This window comes from Vibrio sp. V43_P6S15P86, assembly GCF_009904725.1.
Lineage (GTDB): Bacteria > Pseudomonadota > Gammaproteobacteria > Enterobacterales > Vibrionaceae > Vibrio > Vibrio diabolicus.
This window is the reverse complement of the sequence record NZ_WXWT01000320.1, coordinates 1-2,468: the sequence shown is the minus strand read 5'-3', so window position 1 is coordinate 2,468 and position 2,468 is coordinate 1. Positions and strand designations below refer to the sequence as shown.

The following is a 2,468-nucleotide window of genomic DNA, read 5'->3' as shown; positions in this document are numbered from 1 at the left end:
GTGTTATAGCTTCGTATACACAAGTGACATTAGTACTTTGAAAATGGGGGAGATAAAACGAGTAGAAAATACTGAACGCTATGAGTATGTAATTCGATACTCTTAAGCGATTTTGAAGTAATCAGTAGGAGGATGAATTCAGGCTCACCGTTTGATGAGCCTGCATTCTTGATTTTATTAGGTCAGCTTGCGCCCTTTCACGCAGTTACGTCCATCCGCTTTAGCTTGATAAAGTAATTTATCCGCCTGATCACAGAGTGATTTAAAATTCATCTCGCTATCTTCAGTCGTCACAACACCAAAACTACAGGTCACTCTCACTTCTTCATTCTGTTCCGTGACGAACCCATGTAAGGATAAAGCGCTACGTAATCGTTCAGCGGTAATGAGAGAGTCTTCATGATCGGTATTGGGCATCACAACGACAAACTCCTCACCACCAAAGCGTGCAACAATGTCATTTTCACGCACCGTCTCTTCTAGCACTTTGGCAACGCCTGTTAGTACGGCATCACCGAACACATGTCCATAGGTATCATTTACCTGTTTAAAATAATCTACATCGATTAGCGCTAAACTTACCGGCCCCGACTGCGGCTTCTTTGGCACCATTTTCTGTTTATCGAGCTTGCTATCCACCCATTTGTTTAAAGCTAGGTAGCCGTACTTAACTTGCTCGACTTGCTCAGACACAAAATGCTGCACCTTTTCTTGCTTAGATTGAGGCGTCGGCTTTTCTTTGCGTTCACGTTTCGTCTCTACGGGTTTAGTGAACCAATCTTCTAAAAAACGGCGATTGAATAACCCTGTCAACGTATCTGTCTTTGCTAGGCGGCGCATTCTTAAACGTGATCGATTCACAACAAGGAATACCACTGCCATCAAAAAGAGAACACCAATGAGTGCTAGTAGCGCTTCACCCAATAGATAAAAGGTACGACGGTTATTTTCCAGCTCCATACGCTGCAACACGTTGTTCCAGTTGAGATCTTCGTTCTCATATTCAAGTCTTTCTAGCTCAAATAGCGTCTGTTGACGCTCAAGATTTTCAACTTCTCTTTGGTTGCTAAATTGGATGAATTTATCGTGATAGTTGCCGTAAGTTTTATACGCTAATTTAAAGTCATTGCTTCCCGCGTAGGCCATGGCTGCCACTTTTAATAGTTCCATTTGCTGTTGCTTAACATATCGGCTCTCGATAATTTCCGGCAACATAGGCGCGATCATCGCTAGAAGTGTCTCAAACTGCTTCTGTTCTAGCATATATTCAGCTTGCAACAGCTTAAATGTAGCTAAGTAGGCGCTAGAGGTTTCTCTATATTGTAAGTTCTCCGCCAACTTTAAGTGGCGAACCATCTTACTTTCTTGGTTCGTCTCACGGTATAACGCAGCAAGCTCGAGGTTAACTCGAAACCTAAAGCGCCCGTCACCAATGATTTGCGCGAGCTTTAGCGCTCTCTGATACGATACAATCGCCTCTTCGTATTGGAACTGTGCCTTATGAAGCTTTGCTATCGTTAAGACGCTCAGCAGCTCATTGAACGACATGCGTCTATCCCTAAAATAACGGTACGCTTGTTCCAACAATGCTTCTGAACGGTCATAGCCCTGAATTTTGACCAGTACATCACCAAGCTCTAGCGCCGCCCGTTCGACCAATCCTTGAACGCCAGAGGACTCAGCCGCATCCATTGACGACATAATTGCGGCATAGGATTTTTTAAACTCGCCCTGCTCATCGTAGTAACGTCCTTTTAGCAACAGGATCTCCGACTCGAGCTGCTTATCGCCATTTTCACGCGATGTTTCCAACAAACTATCCAACGAAGACAGCGCGGTATCGATATCGCTCTTTCCGACCATAGTTCGCATCTGAATCAACTTAAATAAGAGATACTCATGGCTTTGTGGACGCACAAGTTCCAACCCTTTTTGTGCGACGTTTTGGCTCTCTTCCGCGCGCCCAAGTAGCTCTAGAACCGTGGACTTTGCAAGCCAATAACGTACCAGTAGCTCTGTTGGTTGATTTTGTAGTAGAGAGTCTTCTTCTAACGCCTCAATCAAAGCCAAAGAGCTCTGAGGTAATGCGTAAATTTGATTTTCAATGCCTTCTAGCGACTGTAAAAACTTACCTTCTTGTTCAACCTTTTCTGCGGATGCCTGAATAGAAAGACACAGACACCCCAATAGTAGTGGCATCGTCCTAAGCGAATGAAATAGTGACATTATTGCTCTTCCCTAATGGGTAGTTACTTCAGTGTAATAGAGAATTCTGGTTATTTTATTATTAAGGTAGCTGAAGGTTATTCAGCCAGCCTCATATTCCCATGTATTTTGCGCTGAATAATAAATCACCATCTTTAGATGTCGAAATGGTTTTCGGTCACAATATAATCAATAAGAGTGTTTTTCATACCCCAAGAAGCAAAATCTCATCAATGAGACAAATAATTGTCTTGATTGTGAAT

1 protein-coding gene is annotated in these 2,468 nt (G+C 43.0%); it reads right to left on the bottom strand.

Annotated elements, in window-relative coordinates; all coding sequences use genetic code 11:
- Window positions 1–177: 177 nt before the first annotated feature.
- A complete protein-coding gene (locus CAG69_RS14100) occupies window positions 178–2,199 on the bottom strand; it encodes a diguanylate cyclase (RefSeq protein ID WP_046875963.1) in 2,022 nt (673 codons plus the stop codon).
- Window positions 2,200–2,468 lie beyond the last annotated feature (269 nt).